The organism is Bradyrhizobium erythrophlei, from assembly GCF_042430365.1.
GTDB lineage: Bacteria > Pseudomonadota > Alphaproteobacteria > Rhizobiales > Xanthobacteraceae > Bradyrhizobium > Bradyrhizobium erythrophlei.
Genome location: NZ_JBHMET010000130.1, coordinates 43,774 through 56,182 on the forward strand (window position 1 = coordinate 43,774; position 12,409 = coordinate 56,182).

At 65.5% G+C, this 12,409-nt stretch carries 7 protein-coding genes; 5 read left to right on the top strand and 2 right to left on the bottom strand.

Annotated elements, in window-relative coordinates:
• Nucleotides 1–109: 109 nt before the first annotated feature.
• Both ACFFWD_RS20100 and ACFFWD_RS20105 read left to right on the top strand, forming a co-directional pair.
• Nucleotides 110–1,909 (top strand): adenylate/guanylate cyclase domain-containing protein, encoded by a 1,800-nt coding sequence (locus tag ACFFWD_RS20100; RefSeq protein WP_376968225.1) that lies wholly within the window; start codon nt 110–112, stop codon nt 1,907–1,909.
• Nucleotides 1,910–1,988: 79 nt separating this feature from the next.
• The gene (locus tag ACFFWD_RS20105) at nt 1,989–2,654 is read left to right on the top strand and encodes a hypothetical protein (protein ID WP_376968226.1); all 666 of its coding nucleotides are present in this window, start codon (nt 1,989–1,991) and stop codon (nt 2,652–2,654) included.
• Between the two features lie 7 nt (nt 2,655–2,661).
• Here ACFFWD_RS20105 and ACFFWD_RS20110 read toward each other — a convergent pair whose 3' ends face one another.
• On the bottom strand, nt 2,662–3,609 hold the full coding sequence (locus ACFFWD_RS20110) for an alpha/beta fold hydrolase (RefSeq protein WP_376968227.1): 948 nt from the start codon (nt 3,607–3,609) through the stop codon (nt 2,662–2,664).
• A 219-nt stretch (nt 3,610–3,828) separates the two neighbouring features.
• Here ACFFWD_RS20110 and ACFFWD_RS20115 point away from each other — a divergent pair, with 219 nt between their 5' ends.
• On the top strand, nt 3,829–4,305 hold the full coding sequence (locus ACFFWD_RS20115) for an Hsp20 family protein (protein WP_376968228.1): 477 nt from the start codon (nt 3,829–3,831) through the stop codon (nt 4,303–4,305).
• A gap of 163 nt (nt 4,306–4,468) precedes the next feature.
• Here ACFFWD_RS20115 and ACFFWD_RS20120 read toward each other — a convergent pair whose 3' ends face one another.
• Complete coding sequence (locus ACFFWD_RS20120; RefSeq protein WP_376968229.1) at nt 4,469–5,254, bottom strand: hypothetical protein; 786 nt, start codon at nt 5,252–5,254, stop codon at nt 4,469–4,471.
• Between the two features lie 481 nt (nt 5,255–5,735).
• Between ACFFWD_RS20120 and gltB the strand changes: the two genes are divergently transcribed.
• Both gltB and ACFFWD_RS20130 read left to right on the top strand, forming a co-directional pair.
• Nucleotides 5,736–10,490, top strand: coding sequence for a glutamate synthase large subunit (gene gltB, locus ACFFWD_RS20125; protein ID WP_376968230.1), 4,755 nt, complete (start codon nt 5,736–5,738; stop codon nt 10,488–10,490).
• A 143-nt stretch (nt 10,491–10,633) separates the two neighbouring features.
• Nucleotides 10,634–12,091: a glutamate synthase subunit beta gene (locus ACFFWD_RS20130; RefSeq protein ID WP_376968231.1), complete on the top strand. Its 1,458-nt coding sequence runs from the start codon at nt 10,634–10,636 to the stop codon at nt 12,089–12,091.
• Nucleotides 12,092–12,409: the final 318 nt, after the last annotated feature.

A 12,409-nucleotide genomic window follows, 5' to 3' on the forward strand; every position in this document is an offset into this window, starting at 1 on the left:
ACAATGCATTATAGTTGGGCACAGACCGGGCTTCCGCTGGATACGGCACGTCTTGTAAGTATTGGAACCGGTCACATCGGCTGAGTGGCCATTCCGGGGCACAGGGGACATGGAGAGACGGCTAGCCGCCATTCTTTGCGCTGACATCGCCGGCTATTCCCGCATGATGGGTGCCGACGAAGCGGGGACGCATGCCTCGTTCAAGGCCCACCGCAGCGCGATCTACCCATTTATCCTCAACCATGGCGGCCGGATCGTCAAAAACACCGGCGACGGCTTTCTGCTCGAATTCCCGAGCATCATCGGGGCGATCGAGGCCGCGGTCGCGATGCAGACGCTGATGGCCGAACGCAACGACCACCTGCCGGCCGATCGCGCCATGCATTTCCGCATGGGCGTCCATATGGGCGACGTGATGGCCGACGAGGACGAGGTGTTCGGCGACGACGTCAACATCGCCGTCCGTCTCGAGACGGTCGCAGCCCCCGGCGGCATCGCGGTGTCGGACAAGGCCCGCACCGAGTCCGGGAGGCGGCTTGCGGTTACCCTGGTCGACGCCGGCCCGCACCGCTTCAAGAACATCGCCGAACCGATCAACGTCTGGACCTGGGCGCCGGAGGGATCTGAGGTTCAGGAAGAAAAGACGCCGCAGGACGGGCCGCATCTGCCGGGACAGTACCGGACCGCGATCGTCGGCGTGCTGCCGTTCGACAACCTCAGCGGCGGCGGCGACGAATACTTCTCCGACGGCCTGACCGAGGACCTGATCCACGCGCTGTCGCTGCAGTCCTTCTACCGCGTGCTGAGCCGTAACTCGACCTTCGCCTACAAGGGCAAGAATGTCAGCACCCGGCTGATCGCGCGCGAGATTGACGCGACCTATCTGATCCAGGGCTCGGTTCGGCGCGCAGGCAACAAGATCCGCGTCACCGCCGAGCTGATCGCGCCGGAAAAGGGCGAGCAGCTGTGGACCGGCCGCTACGATCGCGACATGGGCGACCTGTTCGCGATGCAGGACGAGATCACCGCCAACCTCTCCGCCGCGATCGCCCAGGAGATCTATCGCGCCGAGGCCTCGGCGCCCGCGCGCTCGCCCAACTCCGAGCTGACCGCGTGGGACCGCTTCCTCAAGGGCCTGTCGCACTACTATCACCAGACCAAGACCGATTTCGAAGCGGCGATCGCGCTGTTCAAGGAGGCGATCGACCTCGATCCCGCGCTGTCGATCGCGCGCGCCTATCTCGCGACCATCCAGATCCAGGGCTCGCAGTTCGGCTGGATCCCGAGCACGCGCGAATTGTGGGCGTCGTCGGTCAGTCTCGCCGAAAGCAGCGTCCGGCTCGACCCGCGCTCGTCCTTTGCATTCGCGCTGCTGGCCTATCTGCACGCGATGCAGGGGCACTACGAAGCCGCGATGGACGCCATCAAGCGGGCGATCGAACTCAACCCATACGACATGGGCGCGCGCGGCGTCCTTGGGATCTGCCACATGGTGGTCGGCGATCATCGCAAGGCGATCGAGCTGTTCTCGATGGCGGTCCAGCGCGACAACAGCGATCCCCGTTATCAGTGGGGCGCCCTGAACGCGTTCAGCCACTACCTGCTCGGACAATATGACGCATCGCTGTCATGGTCCCGCGAAACGCTCTATCTCAACCCGAACCATCTGCAGGGCCTCGCGGTGCGCACCGCGGCGCTGGCGCAGCTCGGGCGTGCGGACGAAGCGAAACAGGCGGCCGAGGCGCTGCTTGACAATCATCCGGGCTTCACCGTCGAACGGCATTTGCGCAACTTCCATTGGAAGAACCCGGCCGATATCGCCCATTATCGCGACGGCCTCTTGAAAGCAGGCATCCCTTTCGGCAAACTCGCTCTGGTTGCGTCAACGACTAAGCTCGCCGGCACGTAAGCCGGTTCACCGTCCGGTCGCGCCTCCTTTCTGGACACGCTTCCTTTCTGGACACAATGCTTTTTCAGGGTGTGGTTTCATGCAGGATATCGCTCCAGGCCAGGCGCCTGCCCGGTCGATAGAGGTTTCGCCGAACAATCCATGTCCCTTCCTGCGCGCACTCGTCGCCGGCGGCTATGTCGGCGGCCATGTCGTGCCGCTGACAGAGCTCAGCGCGACGATCGATCGCGCGACCGGCAAGACCGGATTGCCGGCGCTGATTGCCGGCGGGCAGATCTTCATGGTCGCGCTGATCGCGAACGGCCTTGGTCCATTCAGCCAGCTGCGCAGCCTGACCAAGGGCGCGATCCTCGACGAGTTGCGCAACGGACCGCTCGACAAGCACGGAGCCGGCTCGCGCATCCTCGATCAGCATGCCGTAGTGCACGAGGATGAGATCGCGCGTCTTGCCACCTTCGGCAAGGGCTACCCCAATCCCGACGGCGGCACCGAACGCGGATTGTCCGCGTCCGACATCAAGACCTTCATGGCCGCCAACTTCCAGCGCGCCAAGGACGAGCATTCGTGGTCCTACGCGATCCTGCGCTGCTACTATCCGTTGTTGATGCTCGGCGAATGGCCGGTGCTGCTCGACATCATGGGCAAGGGCGAAGGCAAGGACCGCTATCTCAGCGTCGCCGAGGTCCGGACGCTGTTCGTCGAACGCCGCTTCCCCGACCGGATCGTCGCGCTCTTGAACCGCTAAATATGTCTCACTTGAACAGCGGCGTGCCCGGCACGAAGGCGTCGAAAGCGGCCCAGAACTGCGCGCGGTAGCGGTCCTGCTCCTGCAGGATCTCGTGCTTGGAGCCGGCGATCACCAGATGCGAGCCGGCGCGCAGGTGATAGGCGAACTCCTCGATCGCAGGCGTCGACACCACCTCGTCATTGCTCGCCGCCAGCATCAGGATCGGCTGGCGGATGTCGGAGGGATAGGACGCACCGCGGAAGGTCCGCATCGCGCTGAAGGCGGTGTCGGCCCAGGCGATCGTCGGCGCCGCGATGCCGAGCGTCGGGTCCTCCTCCAGGATCGCAGCGTTGCGAGCGTAGCGCACGGGATCGCTGGTCAGCGGATTGTTGATGAAGGAGGGCAGGCCGATCAGCTCGTCGCTGCCGCCGGGAACGTAGCGGCCGCCCTGCCCGGTCAATCGCATGATCTTGAGCATCGCGCTCGGGATGAAGGAGGTGCGGCGGCCCGGCAAGTCGATCATCGGCGCCGACAGCACCATGCGGTCGAACCAGCGCTTTCCCGCATGCGCGAGGCGCAGCATCACCGCGCCGCCCATCGAATGGGCCAGCGCGAAGAACGGCGGCGGGCAATCCGGCAGCACGACCTGCTGCACGAAGGTCTCGACGTCGACCTCGTAATCGGCGAAGTCGCGCACATAGCCCTTGCGCGGATCGCGCAGACGCCGCGACGAGTGCCCCTGTCCGCGCCAGTCGATCATCGCGACCGCAAAGCCGCGGTCGCGCAGATCGCGCACGGTCTCGAAGTATTTTTCGATCATCTCGCCACGCCCGGCGAAGATGCAAACCGTGCCCTTGCGGCCGGGCGGCGGCGCCCAGCGCGCAAAGCGCAGCTCCGCGCCGTCGGGGGTCTTGATGGTGCCGCTGACGACGTCCTCCGGGACCGGATTGGCTGGAATGGAGACGAGCGTCATGCACAGAACCGGCTAGGTGGAGCGAAGTGGAAATCAAGAGCGCGGGCGTCAAAAGCGACGCTGTTTCCGGCTATTGAACGCGGCGCAAGCTCCTCCCATATCACTGGAGTGCAGGCCGCTACCAGTGTTTCGGAACCGAAACATCAGGCTGCACACAGACTAAGCCCGGCCCGATGGCGGGCGGGTAAATGAAACAGTCGCTCATTGGAGGACTACCCTATGCGTAGCTACGATCTCACTCCGTTTTATCGTTCCACCGTCGGCTTCGACCGCCTCTTCAACCTGCTCGATCAGGTGACCTCGGACGGCAGCCCCGGTTATCCCCCCTACAACATCGAGCGCACCGGCGAGAATGCTTACCGCATCAGTGTCGCCGTCTCCGGCTTCTCCCAGGCTGAGCTCTCGATCGTCGCGAAGGAAAACACGCTGACGATCAAGGGCGAGAAAACCGCCAACGAGAACTCCGGCGACAAGGCCGAGGTGCTCTATCGCGGCATCGCCTCGCGCGCCTTCGAGCGTGTCTTCCAGCTTGCCGACTTCGTGCAGGTGAAGAACGCCTCGCTCGAGACCGGCCTGCTCCATGTCGATCTCGTCCGCGAGATTCCCGAGGCCAAGAAGCCCCGCAGCATTCCGATCTCCTCGGGTGAGAAGACCCCGCAGGTCGTCGACGGCTCGGTCGGCAAGGTCGCGGCCTAAGTCCAGCGTCGGCAGATATTGGCTGAACGCGAAAACGCCCCGGGAAACCGGGGCGTTTTTCTCATGTTGGTAGCCCGGATGAAGCGCAGCGCAATCCGGGGACGGCTCTGCCCGCCGAGAGAGTCTTCCCGGATTTCGCTGCGCTCCATCCGGGCTACGCATTTCACTCCAGCCCCTGCACCTTGGGCATCTCCTGGGTCGGTAGGATCGCGGGCGCCGGCGCGGCGGCTTGGCCGACGGTCGGCGCTTGGGCTTGCGGCGTCTGGGCCTGCGCCGTCGGCTGGGCTTCTGCCGGCTGTGGCGCGGCCACGGCGGCCTGCTGGGCCGGCGCCGGGGCCTCGGCGGCGGCCGGCCCGGGTGCGGCGACCTGGGCGGGATCAGGAGCCGGCGCGGCAGCCTGGGTGGGGGCGGGAGCCGGCGCGGGCTTCGTGGCGAGCGGGCTCGGCTTCGGCACCGGAACGCCGCGGCTTGCGACATGCGGGACCGGGGCCGGCGGACGCGGCACGCGGGCCTGGACCGGCGGCATCGGGCCGACCGGCCCGTAATTGGCGGTCAAATCGTCGTCGAAATTGTCGCCCATTCGGTAGGCCGGCACGAAGCGGACGATCCGCCCGTTGCGGGCATCGATCACCAGCCGCCCGTCCTCGCCGCCGCGGTCGATCACCGAGATCGTATAGACGAACCCGCGCTGCCGCGGGGCGCCGAGTGGCAGATACCCATTCTCGCGCAGCACGGTGTAGACCTCCATCGGCGGCAGCAGGCTCGGCACGCGGCCGTAGCGCGGTGGCGGTGGAACCTCCGGCAGCATGGCGGCATAGGGCCCCCCGACGTCGGACACCCGGATGGTCAGGGGGCCGCCGATCGAGTTGGGCACCAGCAACTGCGCCTGCGCGGACACCGCGGTCAGCGCCAGGCCGGCCGTCGCAACCCATCCTGTGAACAACTTCATCGCCGTGACTCCTGTCTGCCCCGCGCCTTTCGAAGCGTTCCCGCTCTCTTTGGCGGCCACCTTGCGCAAAATTTCATTTTGAAATCCGGCGGTCCTTGGGCCACATCGCGGCGCGTTTGCTTCAAATCGGGGGCGGCCAGAGCCGCGGAAACAGGGCGGCGAGGCGCCCGAGCCGTACGATCTGAGCATGCGGCCGAGGACTCTCACGCGCTTGTGTGATAGACAAAAATTTGGCAAGGTCGGAGTTAGGACAGCAAGACTGTCTCAATTTCGAGGCCATCCCGGCACAGGGATTGCAACGAAACTCGGCGCTTCGAGCTCCGAGAATGCTGCAGGCAAGGCCGTTCCTCAGGGACGTTGAACGCCCTCGCCTGAATTAAGGAAATTGCGGCTCGCGGCGGACGAGCGGTGGCCCGGTGGGTGCCGCAACGCCCAAGGTGCGCCAATGACAGAGAGGCCCCTTACGGAAGGGAGAGAACACATGAGCGGGTCGGAATTCGAGCGCGAAACCATCGTGACAGAAACGCTGTCGGCGACCGCGGACTCGAAACCCGCCGAAACCGCGCGTGAGCTCCACACTCCTGAATTGCACACCTGGCGCCCGCAGGCCGAAGGCCTCTACGACCCGACCCTGGAGAAGGACTCCTGCGGCGTCGGCTTCATCGCCAACATCAAGGGCAAGAAGTCGCACCAGATCGTCTCCGACGCGCTGAGCATCCTCTGCAATCTCGAGCATCGCGGCGCGGTAGGCGCCGATCCGCGCTTCGGCGACGGCGCCGGCATCCTGGTGCAGATCCCGCACGCCTTCTTCTCGCGCAAGGCCGCCGAGCTCGGCTTCCAGCTTCCCAAGCCCGGCGACTATGCCATCGGCGCGCTGTTCATGCCCGGCGATGCGGCGTGGCGAAACGTGATCAAGAGCATCATCGCCGACGAAATCAAGAACGAGGGCTTCAAGCTGCTCGGCTGGCGCGACGTGCCATCTGACAATTCCTCGCTCGGCGTCACCGTGAAGCCGACCGAGCCCTACCACATGCAGGTCTTCATCGGCCGCAACGGCGTCGCCAAGACCGACGACGATTTCGAGCGCCGGCTCTACATCCTGCGCAAGTCGATCTCGCAGGCGATCTATCAGCGCCGCGACCGCGGCATGGCCGGCTATTACCCGTGCTCGTTCTCCTGCCGCACCGTGATCTACAAGGGCATGTTCCTCGCCGACCAGCTCGGCAAGTATTACCCCGACCTGCACGAGAAGGATTTCGAGAGCGCGCTGGCCCTCGTCCATCAGCGCTTCTCGACCAACACCTTCCCGACCTGGTCGCTGGCGCATCCCTACCGGATGATCGCCCATAACGGCGAGATCAACACGCTGCGCGGCAACGTCAACTGGATGGCGGCGCGGCAGGCATCTGTGCATTCGGAGCTCTACGGCAAGGACATCAGCCGGCTGTGGCCGATCTCCTATGAGGGCCAGAGCGACACCGCCTGCTTCGACAACGCGCTCGAATTCCTGGTGCAGGGCGGATATTCCCTTCCGCATGCCGTCATGATGATGATTCCGGAAGCGTGGGCCGGCAATCCTCTGATGGATGAGCAGCGCCGCGCCTTCTACGAATATCACGCCGCACTGATGGAGCCGTGGGACGGCCCGGCCGCGATCGCCTTCACCGACGGCCGCCAGATCGGCGCGACGCTGGACCGCAACGGCCTGCGTCCGGCGCGCTATCTCGTCACCAAGGACGACCGCATCGTGATGGCGTCCGAAATGGGCGTGCTGAAGATTCCGGAGGAGCAGATCGTCACCAAGTGGCGGCTGCAGCCCGGCAAGATGCTGCTCGTCGACCTCGAGCAGGGCCGCCTCATTCCCGACGACGAGATCAAGGCCGATCTCGCCAAGAGCCACCCCTACAGCGACTGGCTGCATCGCACCCAGATCGTGCTCGAAGAGCTGCCGGACGCGCCGGCCAAGGGCGTCCGCTCCAACCTGCCGCTCCTGGACCGGCAGCAGGCGTTCGGCTACTCGCAGGAAGACATCAACATCCTGATGACGCCGATGGCGGCGACCGGCGAGGAAGCCGCCGGCTCGATGGGCAACGACACGCCGATCTCGGCGCTGTCGGACAGGCCCAAGCAGCTCTTCACCTATTTCAAGCAGAACTTCGCGCAGGTAACCAACCCGCCGATTGACCCGATCCGCGAGGAGCTCGTGATGAGCCTCGTCTCGATCATCGGGCCGCGGCCGAACCTGTTCGACCTGCAGGGCCTCGCCTCGACCCAGCGCCTCGAAGTGCGTCAGCCGATCCTGACCGATGCGGACCTCGAGAAGATCCGCTCGATCTCCGACGTCGCCGCGACCCATTTCAAGTCGCGCACGCTCGACACCACCTTCCACGCCGGCTTCGGCGCGGCGGGCATGGAGCAGGTGCTCGACGAGCTCTGCGCGCGCGCCGAGGGCGCGGTGCGCGAGGGCATCAACATCATTATCCTGTCCGACCGCATGACCGGCACGGACCGGATCCCGATCCCGTCGCTGCTCGCCTGCGCCGCCGTGCATCATCATCTAATCCGCACCGGCCTGCGCACCTCGGTCGGCCTCGTGATCGAATCCGGCGAACCGCGCGAGGTGCATCACTTCGCCTGCCTCGCCGGCTACGGCGCCGAGGCGATCAACCCCTATCTCGCGTTCGAAACCATCCTCGCGATGAAGGACAGGTTCCCCGGCGGGCTCGACGACTACGAGATCGTCAAGCGCTACATCAAGTCGATCGGCAAGGGCCTGCTCAAGGTGATGTCCAAGATGGGCATCTCGACCTACCAGTCCTATTGCGGCGCCCAGATTTTCGACGCGGTCGGCCTCAAGGCGGATTTCGTCGGCAAGTACTTCGTCGGCACCCACACCCGCATCGAGGGCGTCGGCCTCGCCGAGATCGCCGAGGAGACGGTGCGGCGCCACACCGACGCGTTCGGTGACGCGCAGGTCTACAAGAGCGCGCTCGACGTCGGCGGCGAATATGCCTACCGCACCCGCGGCGAGGATCATGCCTGGACCGCGGAATCGGTCTCGACGCTGCAGCATGCCGTCCGCGGCAACTCGCTGGAGCGCTACCGCGCCTTCGCCAAGATCCTCAACGAGCAGTCCGAGCGTCTGCTGACGCTGCGCGGCCTGTTCCGGATCAAGAACGCCGAGGACGACAAGCGCAAGCCCGTCAAGCTCGAGGACGTCGAACCGGCCAAGGAGATCGTCAAGCGCTTCGCCACCGGTGCGATGTCGTTCGGCTCGATCTCGCGCGAGGCGCACACCACGCTCGCGATCGCCATGAACCGGATCGGCGGCAAGTCGAACACCGGCGAAGGCGGCGAGGAAGCCGACCGCTTCAAGCCGATGCCGAACGGCGACAGCATGCGCTCGGCGATCAAGCAGGTCGCCTCGGGCCGCTTCGGTGTGACGACGGAGTACCTCGTCAACTCCGACATGATGCAGATCAAGATGGCGCAGGGTGCCAAGCCCGGCGAAGGCGGCCAGTTGCCCGGCCACAAGGTCGACGCGACCATCGCGCGCGTGCGGCATTCGACGCCGGGCGTCGGCCTGATCTCGCCGCCGCCGCACCACGACATCTACTCGATCGAAGACCTCGCGCAGCTGATCTACGACCTCAAGAACGTCAATCCGGACGGCCAGGTCTCGGTCAAGCTCGTCTCCGAAGTCGGCGTCGGCACGGTTGCCGCCGGCGTCGCCAAGGCGCGCGCCGACCATGTCACGATCGCGGGCTTCGAGGGCGGCACCGGTGCTTCGCCCTTGACCTCGATCAAGCACGCGGGCTCGCCGTGGGAGATTGGCCTCGCCGAAACCCACCAGACGCTGGTGCGCGAGCGGCTGCGCAGCCGCATCGTGGTCCAGGTTGACGGCGGCTTCCGCACCGGGCGTGACGTCGTGATCGGCGCGCTGCTCGGGGCCGACGAGTTCGGCTTCGCCACCGCGCCCTTGATCGCGGCGGGCTGCATCATGATGCGCAAGTGCCACCTCAACACCTGCCCGGTCGGCGTCGCCACCCAGGATCCGGTGCTGCGCAAGCGCTTCACCGGCCAGCCCGAGCACGTCATCAACTACTTCTTCTTCGTCGCCGAGGAAGTCCGCGAGATCATGGCGCAGCTCGGCTACAAGACGTTCGACGACATGATCGGCCAGGTCCAGATGCTGGACCAGACCGCGCTGGTCTCGCATTGGAAGGCCAAGGGTCTCGACTTCTCCAAGCTGTTCGTGCGGCAGAAGGAGGAGAAGGGCCAGAAGATCTACCACTCGGAAGCCCAGAACCATCACCTGGACGCCGTGCTCGACCGTCGGCTGATCGAGAAGGCGCAGGCCGCGCTCGATCGCGGCGCGCCGGTCCGGATCGAGGAAGAGATCAACAACACCGACCGCTCCGCCGGCGCGATGCTGTCGGGCGCGGTGGCCAAGATCTACGGCCATGCCGGCCTGCCGCTCGACACCATCCATGTCGGCCTGAATGGCACGGCAGGACAGGCGTTCGGCGCATGGCTCGCGTCGGGCGTCACCTTCGAGCTCGAGGGTGAAGGCAACGACTATGTCGGCAAGGGCCTCTCCGGCGGCCGCATCATCGTCAAGCCGCCGGCGAATTCCGGCATCGTGCCCGAGGACTCCATCATCGTCGGCAACACCGTGATGTATGGCGCGATCGCGGGCGAATGCTACTTCCGCGGCATCGCCGGCGAACGCTTCGCGGTGCGCAATTCCGGCGCGGTCGCGGTCGTCGAAGGCGCCGGCGACCATTGCTGCGAGTACATGACCGGCGGCATCGTGGTCGTGCTCGGCAAGACCGGGCGCAACTTCGCGGCCGGCATGTCCGGCGGCATCGCCTATGTGCTGGACGAGGCCGGCGACTTCGCCAAGCTCTGCAACCTTTCGATGGTCGAGCTTGAGCCGGTGCTGTCGGAGGAGCTGATCAACGCCGACACCTATCATCACTCCGGCGATCTCGAGGCGCATGGCCGGGTCGACGTGTTCCAGAACCTGCTGGAATCCGACGTCGAGCGGCTGCACGTGCTGATCTCGCGCCACGCCAAGCTGACCGGCTCGAAGAAGGCGGCGGAGATCCTCGCCAACTGGAAGGCCTGGCTGCCGAAATTCCGCAAGGTGATGCCGGTGGAGTACCGCCGCGCCCTGAAGGAAATGAAGGCGAACGCCGACGCCGAGCCGAAAATCGCGATCGGGGTCGCGTAACGAACCAACTCATCCGTCGGAACGCGGCGCGCGAGCGCCGCTTCTTGAGGGATGGGGGAAAGACTGGACATTCCTCATAGTAAGGAGGCGCGTGCGCCGTCTTAATCGATGAGGCCAAGATGGATGCAGGGACGTCAAGGTTAATGGGCAAGATCACGGGTTTCCTCGACATCGAGCGTCACGATCGCAAGTACACGCCGGTGGATGAGCGGCTGAAGCATTTCAACGAGTTCGTCATTCCGCTCAGCGAGAAGGACACGCGCGATCAGGCCGCGCGCTGCATGAATTGCGGCATCCCCTATTGCCACGGCACCGGCTCGGCTCAGCCGGGTACGCCCGGCTGCCCGGTCAACAACCAGATCCCCGACTTCAACGACCTCGTCTATCAGGGCAACTGGGAAGAGGCCGCGCGCAATCTGCACTCCACCAACAACTTCCCGGAGTTCACCGGGCGCATCTGCCCGGCGCCGTGCGAGGCGTCCTGCACGCTCAACATCGACGACAACCCGGTCACCATCAAGACGATCGAATGCGCGATCGTCGACCGCGCCTGGGACAATGGCTGGGTGAAGCCGGAGATCGCGGCCGCCAAGACCGGCAAGAAGGTCGCGGTGATCGGCTCGGGCCCGGCGGGCATGGCCTGCGCGCAGCAGCTCGCGCGCGCCGGTCACGACGTGCATGTCTACGAGAAGTTCGCCAAGGCCGGCGGCCTGCTGCGCTATGGCATTCCCGACTTCAAGATGGAGAAGGGCATCATCGACCGCCGCGTCGCGCAGATGGAAGCCGAGGGCGTCACCTTCCACTATGGCAAGCCGGTCGGCGGCACCGATGCCGGCGCGATCGACCCGCGCGACCTGGTCAACGAATATGATGCGATGGCGCTGACCGGCGGCGCGGAGGCTCCGCGCGACCTGCCGATCCCCGGCCGCGATCTCCAGGGCATCCATTACGCGATGGACTTCCTGCCGCAGCAGAACCGCCGCGTTTCCGGCGAACCGCTGAACGGCGCCGCCGACATCCTCGCCGGCGGCAAGCATGTCGTGGTGATCGGCGGCGGCGACACCGGCTCGGACTGCATCGGCACCTCGTTCCGGCAGGGCGCGAAGTCGGTGACCCAGCTCGAGATCATGCCGGCGCCGCCCGAGCACGAGAACAAGGGCGTGACCTGGCCGAACTGGCCGCTGAAGATGCGCACGTCCTCGAGCCAGGCCGAAGGCGCGGTGCGCGAATTCGCGGTGCTGACGACGAAGTTCGAAGGCACTGACGGCAAGGTCAAGAAGCTGCACTGCGTCAAGGTCGACGACAAGTTCAAGCCGCTGCCGGGCACCGAGTTCACCCTCGACGCCGAGCTCGTGCTGCTGGCGATGGGCTTCGTCCATCCCGTGCATGAGGGCCTGTTGAAGACGCTCGCGGTCGATCTCGACCAGCGCGGCAACGTCCGCGCCAATCTGCAGGACTACCAGACCTCGCGCCCCAACGTGTTCTCCGCCGGCGACATGCGCCGCGGCCAGTCGCTGGTGGTGTGGGCGATCCGCGAGGGCCGACTCTGCGCCCGCGCGATCGACACGTTCCTGATGGGGAAGACGGACCTGCCGCGGTAGGGCCCTAACTGACCCAGGTGTCGTCCCGGGCTTGGCCCGGACGGCGCATTCGTCATTGCGAGCGAAGCGAAGCAATCCATATTTCCGCTTGCTGAAGCATGGATTGCTTCGTCGCTTTCCTCCTCGCAATGACGGGATGAGATTTCTGATTCAATTTTCAAACAGCGATGAGGATGCACGTCCGCGTTCTCGCGACGTGAATCGTCCGAGTCCTGTGTGCCGTTCCACCCTCTCCACTTGCAGAGGGCGCAGGGAAGACCGGGTGCCGATTGCACCCATGGGTCCCGTGCAACAAAAAGCACGGGGGTAGGACCACAG